Below are 15452 nucleotides of genomic sequence, written 5' to 3'. Positions count from 1 at the left end.
TGGCTTCCGGAAATCTGGTCCGTGAGTCTCGATCGATGACCGCCATGTGGGTTCCTCCGATACCTAACAAGAAGGAAACCATTTTAGTGTTTGAAGGAAATGACATCACTGCTGCCGAGGCAGTAATTGACAATGGGCGCTTTGGTAAGCGCACCATCCGTTTTGAAACTGGGCTTTTAGCCAAGCAGGCTGCGGGGTCTGCGATGGCATATTTGGATGGCGAGACCGCTATTCTTTCGGCCACTACGGTTGGCAAGCATCCGAAGGATCAGTTCGATTTCTTCCCGCTAACTGTCGACGTCGAGGAACGCCAGTACGCAGCTGGCCGTATCCCGGGGAACTTTTTCCGCAGGGAAGGCCGTCCTGGCACCGATGCGATCTTGGCTTGCCGTCTGATCGACCGTCCGTTGCGCCCATCGTTTGTCAAAGGGCTCCGCAACGAGGTCCAGGTAGTCGAGACCGTGCTGGCGGTACATCCCGACGATGCGTATGACGTACTGGCCATCAATGCCGCCTCCATGTCCACCCAGATCGCGGGCTTGCCGTTCTCGGGTCCCATCGGGGGGCTGCGCCTGGCTCTGATCGAGGACCAGTGGGTTGCTTTCCCGCGCTTTAGCGAAATGGAACGCGCTACCTTTAACATGGTTGTCGCAGGGCGCGTGGTCACTCGAGCCGACGGCGAGGACGACATTGCGATCATGATGGTGGAAGCTGGCGGCGGCGAAAATGAGGTAGCGCTCATTGCTAATGGCGGTACTAAGCCCACCGAGCAGGTAGTTGCTTCGGGCTTAGAAGCTGCTAAGCCGTTTATCCGCGAACTTGTGCGTGCTCAGCAGGAAGTTGCTGACAAGGCTTCGAAGCCTACCGCGGAGTTCGAACTGTTCAAGGATTACACCGAGGAGCAGTACAAGGCAGTTGAGGCTAAGGTTGCAGACAAGTTGCCCGAGGCTATTTCGATTGTCGAGAAGCTTCCCCGCGAGGCAAAGCTCGAGGAAATACGCGATGAGGCGCTCGCCGAATTAGAGGAGGAGTTCCCCGAGCAAGAGAAGGATTTGAAGGCCGCATTCAAGGCTATCGAGAAATCCGCCATCCGTTCCCGTACCCTGCACGAGGGCGTCCGTATGGATGGACGTGGCTACACTGATATCCGTACCCTTTCGGCCGAGGTCGAGGTACTGCCTCGCGTACACGGTTCGGCTCTGTTCCAGCGTGGGGAAACTCAGATTCTGGGTGTTACTACCTTGAACATGCTGCGCATGGAACAGCAGATTGACGGGCTCACTCCGGTAACGCACAAGCGCTACATCCATCACTACAACTTCCCACCGTATTCGACTGGTGAAACCGGAAGGGTAGGCTCTCCCAAGCGCCGCGAGATTGGTCATGGCGCCCTTGCTGAACGAGCCCTTGTTCCTGTGCTTCCCTCGAAGGAAGATTTCCCTTACGCGATCCGACAGGTTTCTGAGGCGCTAGGGTCCAATGGATCAACTTCCATGGGCTCTGTGTGTGCGTCGACCCTGTCACTGATGCAGGCCGGCGTGCCGTTGCATGCACCGGTGGCCGGCATTGCTATGGGCCTGATGAGCGAGCCCACCGAAGATGGCAAGACCAAGTATGTTGCGCTGACTGACATCCTGGGTGCCGAAGATGGCTTCGGCGACATGGACTTCAAGGTTGCTGGTACCCGTGATTTCATCACTGCTCTGCAGCTCGATACCAAACTGGACGGGATTCCCTCTGATGTGTTGGCCGCGGCACTGTCGCAGGCCCGCGACGCTCGCTTGCACATCTTGGATGTGATGGCTCAGGCTATAGACACTCCGGATGAACTGGCTGCTACTGCGCCGCGCATTATTACCGTGCAGGTGCCTGTCGACAAGATTGGCGAGGTTATCGGGCCCAAGGGCAAGATGATCAACCAAATTCAGGAGGATACCAGAGCCGAACTTACCATCGAGGACGACGGCACTGTCTACATTGCCTCCGACAATGGCGAGAGCGCGGAGGCCGCCCGGGCTACGGTAAATGCGATTGCTAACCCGCAGCTGCCCGAGGTAGGCGAGCGGTACGTGGGCACGGTTGTAAAAACTACCTCTTTCGGTGCTTTCGTTTCTTTGACCCCGGGTAAAGACGGTCTGCTGCATATTAGTCAGATTCGCCGTTTGGTGGGTGGAAAGCGGATCGACTCTGTCGAGGACGTGCTGAATGTTGGCCAGCAGGTTGAGGTCGAAATTGCCGAGATTGATGCCCGCGGAAAGCTGTCGCTGCACGCGGTGGTTGAGGGCGAAGAAGACGGCGACAAGGCCGACTCCGATAAGGACGGGGCCGGCCAGGACTCGAAGTCCGAGGCGAAGGATGAGGAGCGTCCCCGCCGCCGCCGTAGGCGCGAGGGGGGCAGCGGGGAACGCCGCCAGCGGCGCACTCGCAGCCGTAGCCGCTCGCGTTCTCGTTCCGACGAAGAATAGTCGTAGCTAACTAGCAGTTTGGGTCGCAAGATTTTCTTGCGACCCAAACTCTTTAACGCGCTCGGCGTTGGTACAGTTTCGTAGTGGTCAGCCTGGAGCTACTCTTTTGAGACGGGTTGCTTGCGAAGGAACACAATAGTGTAGCGGCGCCAATATTCGGGCACTAGCAAGATAATGTCCGCCACTCGCCCCATGTCTTTATCTATTTGTGCCGTGAACTCAACTTCCTCTTGGCTACATATTGGCTATGTGTCTAAAGTTGTGGCGTCTGGGAGTATGGTTGGCCTTCTTCGGCAAGGGCAATAGAATAAGAGACCTATGGATACCGGTAGCTATGAATTGCCACGCGTAAGTTATGACCAACCTGGAGCTGACCTAGCGGTTAGCGAAGACGGGACTTTGCTCCGAAGAACTGTCTTGCCTGGCGGGATACGCGTGCTTAGCCAAAATGTTCCTTCTGCGCGCTCAGTTTCGCTGGGAGCTTGGATAGAGGCAGGTTCGCGGGACGAAGCTGAGGGGCATCACGGTTCCACCCATTATCTTGAACATTTGCTGTTTAAAGGCACCCATAGCAAGTCTGCGCTGGATATATCCGCCGCTTTCGACCGGGTGGGAGGCGAATCGAACGCTGCCACTGCAAAGGAATACACCACCTATTACGGCAGAGTCCTAGCCGGAGACTTACCAATGGCACTGGACATCATCCTGGATATGGTATCTAGGGCGAAGCTGAGCCGCGAAGACTTCGATATGGAACGGACAGTCATCCTGGATGAACTGGCCATGGCTGCCGACGATCCCACGGACCTAGCCCACGAGAAGTTTGCACAAGCGATCTTTGCGGGGCACGACCTAGGGCGTCCAATCGGAGGTACCCCTTCGTCCGTGAGTGCCACCCCTTTGGAGGCTGTGCGCGAGCACTACCTGCAAACTTACGTCCCGTCAGGCATCACCATAGCGGCAGCAGGGGGAGTAGATCACGACCGGTTATGCGACCTAGTATCGGAATTTCGCTCTTCGGGGGCGTGGGCAGAGCGGAGCGGAGCGGATGGGCAGGCTCCGCGACCTGCGCGTTCTATGCGAGAAGTAAGGCCTACGGAGGCTGCCTCGCTTCACATTACCCGTCCTATAGAGCAAGCTCATCTACTAGTTGGAGGGCGGGGCTACTCTATTGCTGACGAACGCGGCTATGCCGCTACACTAGCTACCACTATCTTGGGGTCGGGCATGTCGTCGAGACTGTTTCAGCAGGTGCGGGAAAAGCGGGGGCTGGCATATTCTACCTTTGCTTTCCAATCCGCCTATGCCGACGCCGGCTACTTCGGAATGTATGCAGGTTGCCAGCCAGGCAAGGTGGAAGAAGTGCGTAAGGTCATGCTCGGAGAACTCGCCGACCTGGCATCTGGTGGGGTGCAGCCGGAAGAAATAGAACTCGCCCTAGGCCAGTTGCGTGGTGGCACTGCACTGGGTATGGAATCGATGTCCGCGCGCATGAATCGGTTGGGACGGGCCGAAATTGGCAGGCACAGGCTAGACACTTTCGATTACACAATGAGTAAGTTGGAGGCCGTTTCATCCGAGCAGATTAGTAAAATCTGTGCGGATCTTGCAAAGCAAGCATGTGTGGAAGTTGTCGTCGGCCCAAAGGTAGGCTAAAAATATGATCAAAGTTGCGGTAGTTGGTGCCTCCGGCAGGATGGGCTCAACAGTATGTGAAACTGTTTTAAAACAATCCGACATGGAGCTAGTTGCTCGCCTAGATGACGGCGACGCCATAACAAAGGATTCGCTAGGCGGAGCCCAAGTTACCGTGGATTTCACAGTTCCCGACGTAGCTGTGGCCACCGTCAGCGCGGCATTGCGAGCCGGCAGTCACTCGGTGGTGGGAACTACTGGTTGGGATGAAGACAAATACCAGCAGATTCAGGCTGTGTGCGGTGAAACCGGCCAAAATGCGTTGATAGCCCCAAACTTTGCTCTCTCTGCGGTACTTACAATGAAATTTGCTGAACTGGCGGCCCCGTATTTCGAGAGCGCTGAAATTATTGAAATGCACCACCCCAATAAGGTTGATGCTCCATCGGGTACTGCGGTAGCCACGGCAAAGGCGATCTCGCAGGGGCGCAATGGAAAAGCTTCTCCGGATGCAACTCAGATTGATCCGCAGGGCGCGCGTGGAGCCGTTTACGATGGGGTATCTGTGCATTCGGTGCGTCTGCGTGGGCTCAATGCACACCAGGAGGTGCTCTTCGGCAATCCGGGTGAACAGCTCTTGGTTCGTACAGACTGTTTTCAACGGGTTTCCTTCATGCCAGGGGTTATGCTTGCCTGCCGCAAGGTAGCCGATCTTGAGGGCCTTACCGTGGGGCTGGACAAGGTCCTTGGCATATGAGGGCGGACAGATCTGTCCGCCCCGCAACCGTAGCCGACGCTAGCGAGATAGGGCGGATTCAGCTGCAGGCGATGAAGGCCGAGTTGGCTGCCGGGCTCGAAAACCCCTCTCCAGCGTTGCTTGCCAGTTTGCCCGAAGAACAGTTCGTGCAAACTTGGCGTACGTCCATTCAATCCCCGCCCGACGGCCGCCACCTGGTGCTAACCGCACTGGACGGAGCCAGAGTGGTTGGATTCGCTGCGATTGCCCCTGCGGAAGATCTCTCGCAGGCAACTGCGCTGCCCTCCGGGCCTGCTCCTCTGCAGGAAGAGCCAGCCCAGGGGCAGATTGTTGCCCTCGAAGTCGGTGCCAAGGAACGCCAGCGAGGGCATGGGTCTAGGCTGTTGGCAGCCTGCGCAGATATTTTCAAACGCACGGGTGCCCGGCGTGTCCAAGTGTGGATAAGTGCGGGCGATTCGGCAAGAATAAAATTTTATTCAGAGGCGGGATTTGCTCCAGCTGGGCTCAGACGGAAGCTGGCTGTTGGTGGGCAGTCCCTAATCCAACATGTTTGGTATACAGACATAGATTCTTAGACCGAATGTTGGGACGACGAGCCGGCAGTGTAAAAACGGCCTAAAGTTCAGGTTATGACACTACCTACCTTTGGCACTTTAGCGACGGCGATGGTTACCCCGTTTCACTCAGACGGAACAGTTGACTACCGGCAAGCGGCAAAGCTCGCCAAGAAGGTAGTAGACGACGGCTGTGACGCGGTCTTAGTATCTGGCACTACCGGGGAATCGCCAACTACCCACCAGCCCGAAAAAGCCGAGCTCATACGCACCGTGAAGGCTGCTGTGGGCAAGAGAGCGATAGTTTTCGCTGGGGCTTGCTCAAACGATACGGCACACGCAGCCCGCATGGCGGAGGGAGCGCAGGAAGCCGGGGCAGATGGTCTGCTGGTATCTGCCCCCTACTACAACAGGCCTTCTCAAGAGGGGCTATACCGGCACTGTCTCGAGGTAGTGAAGGCCACCGATTTGCCTATTATGCTCTATGACATTCCCGGTAGGACTGGACTGGCATTCGCCGACGAGACTATCGATGCGCTCGCCAAAGTAGACCAAATTGTCGCCCTCAAAGATGCCACTGGCAACGTGGAACGGGCTGCTGAACGCATGGAGCGCACCGGCCTCGACTACTACAGTGGCGACGACGGACTAAATTTTGCCTTCTTGACTCACGGGGCGACAGGCGTGATTTCGGTAGTTTCTCACGTCGGGGCTGCCTACTACCGAAAAATGATCCAGGCAGTGCAAAGTGGAGACTTAGCTCTGGGCAGGCACCTCACCTCGGTGTTGCGACCTCTAGTGAAAGCAATCATGGGGGGCGGACAGGGGGCCGTAATGGCAAAGCACGCGCTGGTGCTGGCGGGGATTTTGGACCAGCCCACCGTTCGCTTGCCCCTGGTGCCTGAGCCGCAGGAAAAAGTGCGAAAGTTGCAAGAAATAATGTCCGAACTGGGATTATGTTAATTTTTCCAGTACTGCTCGCACCAAAAAGTGAGTCTTTTCCAATTTAGATGACACAATAAGAACGTGAACTCTCTTTACCCTGACTTACCCACCCCACCAAAGCTGGCGAAGAACACCCTGCGGGTGACTCCGCTCGGCGGCCTAGGTGAGGTCGGACGAAACATGACCGTTTTCGAGATCAACGGAAAACTGCTTATTGTCGACTGTGGCGTGCTGTTTCCCGAAGAGATCCAGCCTGGGGTAGATCTGATCCTGCCTGACTTTTCGGCTATTGCTTCTCGCATTGACGACGTTGTGGGACTCGTCCTCACCCATGGGCACGAGGACCACATAGGAGCGGTTCCGTACCTGTTGCGTTTGCGTCGGGACATCCCAATTTATGGGTCTCGGTTGACACTGGCGTTCTTGGAGCCCAAATTAGCCGAACATAGGTTGCGCGACTGTGACTTGAATGTAGTTGCCGAGGGAGATTCGGTACAGCTGAAAGGTTTCGAATGCGAGTTCGTAGCCGTGAACCATTCGATTCCTGATGCGCTTGCTGTGATGATCCGTACGAGGGCTGGCAACGCTCTTATTACCGGTGATTTCAAAATGGATCAGTTGCCGCTAGACCGCCGGATTACCGATTTACGCTCTTTTGCCCGTTTTGGCGAAGAGGGCGTCGACCTGTTCCTCGTGGATTCCACCAATGCGGAAGTGCCCGGGTTTGTGATGCACGAGCGCGAGATTGGTCCGGTTATCAGCGCGGTTTTTGGGAAGGCACAAGGGCAGCTGATTGTGGCTTCCTTTTCCTCCCATGTGCATAGGGTCCAGCAGGTACTCGACGCTGCTGCCGAGCATGGCCGCAAGGTGGCGTTCGTGGGCAGGTCTATGGAGCGCAACATGCGCATTGCCATGGAGCTTGGCTATTTGACCGCGCCCGAGGGCGTAATAGTTTCGTCTCGCGAGATCGAGAATCTTCCGCCCAGGCAGCGCGTGTACATGGCTACGGGCTCGCAGGGCGAACCTATGGCGGCTCTCGCCCGGATTGCCAACGGTACCCACAAGTTCATCTCGGTTGGTCCCGAGGACACGGTTATTCTGGCGTCTTCGCTTATTCCGGGCAACGAGAACTCGGTGTACAGGGTTATCAATGCACTTATGCGGCTGGGCACCAAGGTGGTCCACAAGGGCAATGCCAAGGTACACGTTTCTGGCCATGCCGCCGCCGGGGAGCTGCTTTATTGTTACAACATTGTGAAGCCCGCAAACGTGATGCCTATTCACGGCGAGATTAGACACCTGGTCGCCAACGGGCGCCTGGCGGTGCAGACCGGGGTGCCGGCCTCCCATATTGCCCTTGCAGAAGATGGGGTTGTTGTCGACTTGGCCGACGGGCGCGCCACTGTAGTTGGGGCTGTGCCCTGCGACTACGTATATGTAGATGGCGGTTCTATTGGCGAAATATCCGAGAGCGAACTCCACGACCGGCTAGTGCTCGGCGAGGAAGGCTTTGTCACTGTTTTTGCTGTAGTGGATCTCGAGATGGGGCAGGTTCTCGCAGGCCCGCACATTACTGCGCGCGGTATGGCCGAGGACGATGCGGTATTTCGTGAGGTGCTTCCCGACGTGGCCGAGGCTCTTGCGAAGGCTGCTGCACCCGGGCATGTCGATGCCTATTCGCTGCAGCAGGCAATGCGGCGAGCACTGGGGCGTTGGGTTTCGCGCCGGCTGCGGCGCCGTCCGATGATCGTTCCAGTAGTTATAGAGGGTTAGTTCATGGCTGGTTCTCTGGTCGCGGTTGCGTCGGTAATTTTAACAATGCCGATGCACGTGCCGCATTTTCCTGATCGAGGTGGGGAAGTAACAGCCACGATGTCCTCCGTAGGGGTCGGGGGCGCTTTCCCAGTCATGGTTGCTGCCCGCCGTCAAGGCGTCGAGGTCTGGTCTGCCGCCTGTATGGGGACCGGGCCTAACTCGACCATGGTTGCTGAGGAATTGGGACGCGAGGGAATACGCGTGATTTCCTCCGACGTGGTAGGCGATATCGGCATGAAGCTGGTTTTAGTAGAGGCCGACGGGTACATTTCGTCGGTAGTAGCCCCCGGCGTCGAGGCAGAGCAAGAACTCGGATTCTTGCGGCGCATTCAAGTAAGTGCAGGCGATATGGTCTACATTTCTGCTTCGGATCTGGTTTCGCCGGCTTACCAGAGTGCCCTCGAGGGGTGGCTGCCTGAGCTCACCGACGGAGTTAGCTTGACTTTGGCGTTGGGGCCGCAGATAAAAGAGGTGGATCCGGAGTGGCTGGCCAGAATCCTGCCTAACATCGACTTGCTCACAATGAATAGGCGCGAGACCGATTTGCTCAGGAACGTGTTGGGGCGCGAGACATTGCACGAGGCACTTGAGCAGGTAATGAAACCGAGTGCGGTAATTGTGCGCCGGGAATCTTCCCGGGGCTGCTGGGTTACTGTGGGGCCGTCCTCGAATCCAGTCGAGGTACCGGCTTTTCCCTCGAAGGTGCGTGATACCGCCGCAGTAGGGGATGCCCACACAGGCGTACTTTGTGCTTCTTTGCTGCGCGGTTTCGATCCGATCACTGCTGCCAGGCGTGCGAATGCTGCGGGAGCAATAATGGTGGGTCGGCCCGGGGGCCGCAATCTTCCCGATAGTGAGGCTGTAGAAGAACTGATGCGCCAGTCTTCGCTCACATAGCATTGCTTGCGGCGTGGGGGCCTGGGGGCCAACACATAAGTAGGTACCCTGAGAAGCGCTATGGTTACACGCAAAAAATCATCAAAAGCACCGACGCCCCCCAAGGAATATACGCCCTCGTTGGCCCGGGACGGCCTTGCCTTTGCAATAATTGGGCTAGCTGTCGTTATTGCATTGCGCGAATGGTTCGCGCTTTCTGGATTGGCCGGGGACGTGATTCACCACCTAGCGGCCGGTGCTGTTGGTGTTTTCTCAGTGGTTTTACCTTTGGGTGCCATTTGGGTGGCTTTGGGTATCTTCCGTAACCAGGGCCCGGTGGGGGCCAAGGCGCACGTTATTGTGGGTTCCGTTGGGGCTACTGTCGCAGCCACCGGAATCGTGCACGTGGGGCGGGGAGCGCCCTCGATGCAAAATGGGTTTGCCGGTCTTGAGCGAGCTGGAGGCGTAATCGGCTGGTTCTTGGGCCACCCGCTGTCAATCTTGTTTACTCGCGTGGGGGCGGCACTACTGCTCGTTCTGATTTTTGCATATTCGGTTTTGGTTATCACTGAAACGCCGTTGGCCAGTGCTTTCGGAACCGTGAAGGCTTGGGCGGGAGCGGCCAACCAGAAGTATGTCTCTTGGCGGAAGAGCCGTATCCCCAGGGAAGATAAACCGAAGAAGTCTTCGCGTTTCGCCCGCTCTAGTGCTTCCTCCGGCAGCGAACTCGATTCTTACGATGGCGATGAGGCCTTCCGCACCCCGGTGCATTCGGACACGCCGGCCGAACCTACGCGAGTCATTTCGGAGCCAGTGCCGATTGTGCCCGCATTTTCTGCAGAGCCAAACCAGGAAGCTCGCTCTGGCCCCGACCAGCCGACGCGAGTGATGACTTCTACCGAGGGCAACCAGGTAGTGGCTGCCGAAGCAGAGGCGGACCACTCGGCTCCTTCAACTCCCGCACCGCAAGATTCGCAACAGAGGCAAGAGAAAGCGGCGCCTGGCGAGGAAGATACCTCGGACGAAATTAACTTCCGGGCAAATGCTGAACAATATCCCTACGATTTGCCCGACGAATCGCTGCTAGTGCGGGGTGCCCCACAAAAGTTGCGCTCTAGCGCAAACGACAAAATAGTGGCGCAATTGCAAGGGGTACTCGACGAATTCAAAGTTGACGCGAAGGTTACAGGGTTTTCGCGTGGGCCTACTGTAACCCGCTACGAAGTCCATCTCGGCTCGGGAGTGAAGGTAGATAAGATTACCAATCTCGAGAAGAACATTGCTTATGCAGTAGCCAGCGCCGATGTGCGTATTTTGAGCCCGATCCCAGGCAAACAGGCCATTGGCGTCGAGATTCCTAACAGCGATCGCGAAACGGTCGTTTTGGGCGACGTATTGCGCTCTGAGGTTGCGAAGAAGAATAAACATCCACTTGTGGTGGGTCTTGGGAAAGATATCGAGGGCGGATTCGTGGTTACTAATATCGCGAAGACTCCGCACTTACTGGTGGCTGGTGCTACCGGCTCCGGTAAGTCTTCGTTCGTGAACTCGATGATTACCTCGATTATGATGCGGTCTACGCCTGCCCAGGTACGCATGATTTTGGTGGATCCGAAGCGGGTAGAGCTGTCTATTTACGAGGGCATTCCCCATCTGATAACGCCAATAATCACCGATCCTAAGAAGGCAGCCGAGGCTTTGGAGTGGGTGGTTAAAGAGATGGATGCCCGCTACGACGATCTGGCGCGCTTCGGATTTAAACATATAGATGACTTCAATGCGGCTATTGAGGCGGGCACTATTCAGTTGCCGCCGGATTCGAAGCGCAAGTTGGAGCCGTACCCATATTTGTTGGTGGTGGTAGACGAGTTGGCGGACTTGATGATGGTTTCCCCACGCGATGTGGAAGCTTCGATTCAGCGCATCTCACAGCTGGCGCGTGCAGCAGGTATTCACCTGGTGCTCGCTACTCAACGTCCTTCCGTGGATGTGGTGACCGGGTTGATCAAGTCGAATATTCCCTCCCGGTTGGCGTTTGCGACATCCTCGCTGGCTGATTCCAGGGTTATCTTGGACCAGTCGGGTGCCGAAAAGTTGATTGGCCAGGGTGATGCGCTCTATTTGCCGATGGGGTCTTCGAAACCTTTGCGCGTACAGGGCGCTTGGGTAAACGAAAGCGAAATCCACAAAGTAGTCGCTCACGTGAAGTCCCAGCGCGAGACCAGCTACCGCGAGGACGTAATCCCGGCAGAACCCACGAAGCGGGTTATTGACGACGATATTGGCGACGATTTGGATGTGTTGCTGCAGGCAGCCGAACTGGTGGTGTCTACGCAACTGGGATCAACCTCGATGTTGCAGCGCAAGCTCAGGGTTGGATTTGCGCGAGCCGGTAGGCTTATGGACTTACTTGAGTCTCGCGAAATCGTAGGACCGAGCCAGGGGTCCAAGGCCCGCGACGTTCTCATTGCACCCGAGGAATTGCCGCGCGCGCTCGCCATAATTAAGGGCGAACCCGTTCCTGAAGATAAAGGCAGTGATCAGGCTGAGGCTCCCGCTTCTGGCCCGGATATGCGACCTTTGGAAGAGCAATATCCTGATCTTCCCGTAGTGGATAAAGATAGCGAGGATGCGTGGGAACTGACGGGACGCTGAAGCGAGTGTAAAATACTCTGAGGTACGGCAATTTAGCAGATGGGCGAAATAGTGAGTGAACAAGCGGAACCAAAGGGGAAATCCTTCTCTAATCTGAACGTTGCCAATGTGCTGACTATTGTTCGGCTGATTTTGGTCCCGGTGTTCATTGTATTGATGCTGGTGCAGGACTCGCTCGCTGCCCGCGCTTGGGCAACTGTGGTGTTTTGTGTCGCTGCAGCCACCGATCATCTAGATGGGATGTTGGCTAGGCGGTTGCAGATTGTCACTAACTTCGGAAAAATTGCCGACCCCATCGCCGACAAGGCTCTGGTGATTGGGGCCTTCATCATGTTGTCTGTTGTGGGGCAGCTGCCAGTGAAGTACTACTGGTGGTTTTTAGCCATGATTATAGGCCGCGAGCTTGCAGTGACGCTTTTGCGTATGCAAGCGTTGAAGAAGGGCGTGGTGATCCCTGCAAATCGGTGGGGCAAGGCTAAAACTGTTACTCAGCTGCTGCTCATTTTCTTGATGCTCATACATGTTTTTTTCGAGGGCGGGGCGTTTACAGCAATGAGCTACGTGATCCAGGTTCTGCTGGTTGCCACGTTTGTTATAACTGGGCTTTCGGGGTTTATTTACTTCCTCGATGCTCGTAGTAGTGTCAAAGCGGACGTTCAGGCCGATCCCAGGAACTCGAGTAATAATTCGTAGTAGAAAACGGAAGAAGATCCTAACCACGGTTAGTCGCTATGGCGTAAATCACGTAGGTAATGTGCGCTAGCCGGGAATGAATTAGAGGAATGGAGTGTTGACAATTAACGTGACGAAGAAACTTACTAACACGGAAATCAAGTCGACTGTCAACCCAGCTCGTGGAGCATCGATCGGTCGTGTCTCAGTTCCGTTGCTACGGCACGAGGTCGGCGATGTGCTTCGCATGATCCGTCAGTCGCAGGGTCGTACTCTACGCGAGGTTTCGGCTCAGGCGCAGGTTTCTCTGGGGTACCTCTCTGAAGTTGAGCGCGGGCAAAAGGAGGCCTCTTCTGAGCTTTTGGAGGCTATCTGCCAGGCGCTCGAGCTGCCTATGGCTACCTTGCTGCGTGAGGTTGCCGACAGGTTCGCTCTTGCCGAGGGCGTGGGCTTACCGGCCATGCCAATGTCGCTTCACGTGTGATGAAGCATTCGCAGTTCTGGAAGAATTTAGAGGAAGTTTTTGGCTCGGCCTACGGGCGCTCGCTTGCTTCTGACCTGGTGCTGGAGCCTTGGTATAAGTGTGCTCAGGAGGCTATCGGCTCTGGAGTGGAGCCGCAGCAGGTCTGGGAGGCGCTCATAGACGCCACTGCTCGCCCTGCGGAGCTGAAGTGGCTCCACATGTCAGATAGAAAAAAGAAATAGAGATTGGCGTGCTTCGGCGCGCCAATTTTATTTCGAACATTTGTTCGGAGTATTGTTTCCACAGGCGGGTGAAGCACCCTGTAATGGCGATAGCTGTGGGCGGGGTCTTCATATGTCAGTGGCCGGGCATAGTCTCGCTACCAGAACCCCGGAGAGGGGGAACGGCAAAGGCCAGTTCTGCAGGTACTAGAAGGAGTAGGTTATGGCTACCCAGGCAAAAGATCGTTCAAAAGCTTTAGATGTTGCGTTGGCGCAAATTGACAAGGCGTTCGGCAAGGGGTCCGTGATGCGTCTTGGGGATCAAACTCACCGCGCGGTGTCAGTAATCCCTACGGGTTCGCTGGCGCTAGATATTGCCCTCGGGGTGGGCGGTTTGCCTAGGGGAAGGGTAGTCGAGATCTACGGTCCTGAATCATCTGGTAAGACCACTGTTGCGCTGCATGCGGTAGCCTCTGCGCAAAAGGCCGGGGGAAACGCAGCTTTTATCGATGCTGAGCACGCTCTCGATCCCGAATACGCAAAAAAGCTGGGTGTAAATACCGACGATTTGCTGGTAGCCCAGCCCGATACTGGCGAGCAGGCACTTGAAATTGCCGACATGCTGATCCGCTCTGGGGGCATCGATATTATAGTTATTGACTCAGTGGCAGCCCTGGTTCCCAAAGCTGAAATTGAGGGAGAAATGGGGGATTCGCATGTGGGGTTGCAGGCTCGACTCATGTCGCAGGCGCTGCGAAAGATGACCGGCGCTCTGTCGGCTTCTGGTACTACGGCCATATTTATTAATCAGTTACGCGAGAAGATTGGTGTCTTCTTCGGCTCACCTGAAACTACTACGGGGGGTAAGGCGCTGAAGTTTTATTCTTCTGTAAGGCTCGATATTCGCCGTATTGAGACTTTGAAAGATGCTGGTGCTCCGGTCGGGAATAAAACTCGTGTCAAGGTAGTCAAGAACAAGATGGCTCCGCCTTTCAAGCAGGCCGAATTCGACATTTTGTACGGCGAGGGCATTTCTCGCGAGGGCTCGCTCATTGATATGGGTGTCGAAACTGGAATTGTGCGCAAGTCCGGTTCCTGGTTTACCTATGGTTCAGATCAGCTTGGGCAAGGTCGCGAGAACGTTCGGCAGTTCCTAAAGGACAATCCTGAACTAGCCAACGAGATAGAACGCAAGATCCTGGTAGCTGTAGGCATAGTCGACGATGGCGCGGACGAGGCTGCCGCAGCAGCCACGACGGCTCCAAAAAAACGGGGGAAGAACTCTAAGAAGGATCCTGAGGACGGAGGCTTTTAGTGGTCTCGTACTTCGATCCAGAGGAAGTACAAGATGAGTTCTCCCGGCGAGGACGATCAGCTAGGCGGCGCGCAGACCGGCGGTTGCGCAATGCCCAGTTGCCGTTCGAGGAGGCTGTGGATGCAGCTCGGGAGGCAACTTTGCGGATGCTCGACAAAGCTGCTCAGCCAACCGCCAGGGTGCGGGCCAAGCTCAAAGATCGCGGGTTTATACCTCAGGTTGTCGATCAGGTAATAGCCCGTCTCGAAGAGGTTGGCTTGCTCAACGATCTGGAGTATGCCCAGATGTTGGTTAGGACAAAAACGGCAGAGCGAGCCCTGGCCGGCAGAGCGCTGCGACGGGAGTTAGCGAAGAAGGGGATTGCCCCTGCTACAGCCCAGAAAGCGATGGAAGAGGTTGCCGAGGTAGACTTCCAGGAGTTGGCGGATCAGTTAGCTAAGAAAAAGGTGGCTACACTGAAAGGGCGCCCACGCGAGGTTGTTATACGGCGTACTAACGCATTTTTGGCTCGCAAAGGCTATACGGCCGGGCAGTGTCAGCAGGCAATTAATCGAGCGCTGACGCAAGAGTAGAAAGGTGAACATGTCGGAATCGTCTACGAATCACTCCCTTGCCGCCCAACTAATTGAGCGCTGCAAAGAGGCCGGTTATACGGTAGCCGTCGCTGAATCTCTAACCGGGGGGTGGCTCGGATCATCTATCGTCGACATTCCTGGAGCTTCTGCGGTGTTCCGTGGCGGCGCTCTTACCTACCAGGTCGATACCAAGGCATCGGTGTTGGGGGTAGACAGCGACGAGTTAGCTGCAACTGGCCCCTACACCGACTCGGTAGCGAAGCAAATGGCTGAGGGGGCAAGTAAGCTCTTTCAGGCAGACGTTGCCATTGCCACCTCGGGGGTGGCGGGGCCAGGCCCCGATGGGGACCATCCGAGCGGTGAGGTTCACATTTGCGTGCTAACCCCCACGGCGCAGGTCGTGCGCACTGTAAATATTCACGGTGATCGCTCCACCGTTAGAGCTCAAAGTGTGATTCTTGCCCTTGCAGCGGCAAATACTGCGCTCGAAAACTAGTTCTTATA

Annotated in this window: 14 protein-coding genes; all 14 read left to right on the top strand. The window is 56.1% G+C overall.

Translation table 11 applies throughout. The annotated features are described in order from the left end of the window. Positions 1-86 precede the first annotated feature (86 nt). The 14 genes from G437_RS0105350 to G437_RS0105280 all read left to right on the top strand — a co-directional run bounded on the left by G437_RS0105350 (position 87) and on the right by G437_RS0105280 (position 15444). Positions 87-2465 carry a polyribonucleotide nucleotidyltransferase gene (locus G437_RS0105350; RefSeq protein ID WP_024331550.1) on the top strand — a complete coding sequence of 793 codons (2379 nt, stop codon included), beginning with the start codon at positions 87-89 and terminating at the stop codon, positions 2463-2465. Between the two features lie 318 nt (positions 2466-2783). Then, positions 2784-4121 carry a M16 family metallopeptidase gene (locus G437_RS0105340; protein ID WP_024331549.1) on the top strand — a complete coding sequence of 446 codons (1338 nt, stop codon included), beginning with the start codon at positions 2784-2786 and terminating at the stop codon, positions 4119-4121. Between the two features lie 4 nt (positions 4122-4125). Continuing rightward, a complete protein-coding gene (dapB, locus tag G437_RS0105335) occupies positions 4126-4857 on the top strand; it encodes a 4-hydroxy-tetrahydrodipicolinate reductase (RefSeq protein WP_024331548.1) in 732 nt (243 codons plus the stop codon). After that, positions 4854-5432: a GNAT family N-acetyltransferase gene (locus tag G437_RS0105330; protein WP_024331547.1), complete on the top strand. Its 579-nt coding sequence runs from the start codon at positions 4854-4856 to the stop codon at positions 5430-5432. Before dapB ends, G437_RS0105330 begins: the two co-directional genes overlap by 4 nt. Positions 5433-5486: 54 nt before the next feature. Further along, positions 5487-6374, top strand: coding sequence for a 4-hydroxy-tetrahydrodipicolinate synthase (gene dapA / locus G437_RS0105325; protein WP_024331546.1), 888 nt, complete (start codon positions 5487-5489; stop codon positions 6372-6374). A gap of 63 nt (positions 6375-6437) precedes the next feature. Then, positions 6438-8129, top strand: coding sequence for a ribonuclease J (locus tag G437_RS0105320; RefSeq protein ID WP_024331545.1), 1692 nt, complete (start codon positions 6438-6440; stop codon positions 8127-8129). Between the two features lie 3 nt (positions 8130-8132). Further along, a complete protein-coding gene (locus tag G437_RS0105315; RefSeq protein ID WP_024331544.1) occupies positions 8133-9068 on the top strand; it encodes a PfkB family carbohydrate kinase in 936 nt (311 codons plus the stop codon). 60 nt (positions 9069-9128) lie between these two features. Next, positions 9129-11702 (top strand): FtsK/SpoIIIE family DNA translocase, encoded by a 2574-nt coding sequence (locus tag G437_RS0105310; RefSeq protein ID WP_029769325.1) that lies wholly within the window; start codon positions 9129-9131, stop codon positions 11700-11702. 51 nt (positions 11703-11753) lie between these two features. Beyond that, positions 11754-12395 carry a CDP-diacylglycerol--glycerol-3-phosphate 3-phosphatidyltransferase gene (gene pgsA / locus G437_RS10545; protein ID WP_231782357.1) on the top strand — a complete coding sequence of 214 codons (642 nt, stop codon included), beginning with the start codon at positions 11754-11756 and terminating at the stop codon, positions 12393-12395. A gap of 136 nt (positions 12396-12531) precedes the next feature. Then, positions 12532-12858, top strand: coding sequence for a helix-turn-helix domain-containing protein (locus G437_RS10540; protein ID WP_051141895.1), 327 nt, complete (start codon positions 12532-12534; stop codon positions 12856-12858). Continuing rightward, positions 12858-13079: a DUF3046 domain-containing protein gene (locus G437_RS0105295; RefSeq protein WP_024331540.1), complete on the top strand. Its 222-nt coding sequence runs from the start codon at positions 12858-12860 to the stop codon at positions 13077-13079. Before G437_RS10540 ends, G437_RS0105295 begins: the two co-directional genes overlap by 1 nt. 202 nt (positions 13080-13281) lie before the next feature. Continuing rightward, the gene (gene recA, locus G437_RS0105290; protein WP_024331539.1) at positions 13282-14373 is read left to right on the top strand and encodes a recombinase RecA; all 1092 of its coding nucleotides are present in this window, start codon (positions 13282-13284) and stop codon (positions 14371-14373) included. Then, positions 14373-14945, top strand: coding sequence for a regulatory protein RecX (locus G437_RS0105285; protein ID WP_024331538.1), 573 nt, complete (start codon positions 14373-14375; stop codon positions 14943-14945). The genes recA and G437_RS0105285 overlap by 1 nt, the downstream gene beginning before the upstream one ends. 10 nt (positions 14946-14955) lie before the next feature. Then, positions 14956-15444, top strand: coding sequence for a CinA family protein (locus G437_RS0105280; RefSeq protein WP_024331537.1), 489 nt, complete (start codon positions 14956-14958; stop codon positions 15442-15444). Positions 15445-15452: the final 8 nt, after the last annotated feature.

The sequence above is a fragment of the Winkia neuii subsp. neuii DSM 8576 genome (assembly GCF_000420405.1).
GTDB classification, from domain to species: domain Bacteria; phylum Actinomycetota; class Actinomycetes; order Actinomycetales; family Actinomycetaceae; genus Winkia; species Winkia neuii.
The sequence above is the reverse complement of the archived record's forward strand: the minus strand, read 5'-3'. Positions and strand labels throughout refer to the sequence as shown.

Coding starts and splice junctions, on each gene's coding strand:
- G437_RS0105310 (WP_029769325.1), top strand. CDS start 9,129: ATGGTTACACGCAAAAAATCATCAAAAGCACCGACGCCCCCCAAGGAA.
- G437_RS0105330 (WP_024331547.1), top strand. CDS start 4,854: ATGAGGGCGGACAGATCTGTCCGCCCCGCAACCGTAGCCGACGCTAGC.
- dapB (WP_024331548.1), top strand. CDS start 4,126: ATGATCAAAGTTGCGGTAGTTGGTGCCTCCGGCAGGATGGGCTCAACA.
- G437_RS0105340 (WP_024331549.1), top strand. CDS start 2,784: ATGGATACCGGTAGCTATGAATTGCCACGCGTAAGTTATGACCAACCT.
- recA (WP_024331539.1), top strand. CDS start 13,282: ATGGCTACCCAGGCAAAAGATCGTTCAAAAGCTTTAGATGTTGCGTTG.
- G437_RS0105280 (WP_024331537.1), top strand. CDS start 14,956: ATGTCGGAATCGTCTACGAATCACTCCCTTGCCGCCCAACTAATTGAG.
- dapA (WP_024331546.1), top strand. CDS start 5,487: ATGACACTACCTACCTTTGGCACTTTAGCGACGGCGATGGTTACCCCG.
- G437_RS0105295 (WP_024331540.1), top strand. CDS start 12,858: ATGAAGCATTCGCAGTTCTGGAAGAATTTAGAGGAAGTTTTTGGCTCG.
- G437_RS0105315 (WP_024331544.1), top strand. CDS start 8,133: ATGGCTGGTTCTCTGGTCGCGGTTGCGTCGGTAATTTTAACAATGCCG.